This is a genomic window from Bowmanella dokdonensis, from assembly GCF_017254865.1.
GTDB lineage: Bacteria > Pseudomonadota > Gammaproteobacteria > Enterobacterales > Alteromonadaceae > Bowmanella > Bowmanella dokdonensis.
The window spans coordinates 1-290 of sequence record NZ_JAFKCV010000366.1; the positions used below are offsets into that span (position 1 = coordinate 1).

A 290-nucleotide genomic window follows, 5' to 3' on the forward strand; every position below is an offset into this window, starting at 1 on the left:
GTGAAACCACCGCCGGCGGATGTGGGTGCCACAATCTCACCGGGTTGGGCATTTTTGACCGTCACCACGCCGGAGAACGGTGCACGTATGGTGTGATCATCCAGACGTTCGCGCTGGCTTTGACTTTGTAGCTTGGCGACTTCAATTTCAGCCACAGCGCTTTGCAGGTTGGCGGCCAGGCTCTGCACACGAGTGGCAGCGCCGGTACGTTCGGCTTCGCTGGAATAGCTATTGTTATTGATGCGCACCTGATTGCGCTTGGCTTCTTCCAAGTCTGCCTCCAGGGCATT

Annotated in this window: 1 pseudogene; it reads right to left on the minus strand. The window is 57.2% G+C overall.

Annotation, left to right across the window (positions count from 1 at the left end):
- Positions 1–272, minus strand: a pseudogene (locus J0A66_RS22960) (efflux RND transporter periplasmic adaptor subunit); the annotation flags it as partial.
- Positions 273–290 lie beyond the last annotated feature (18 nt).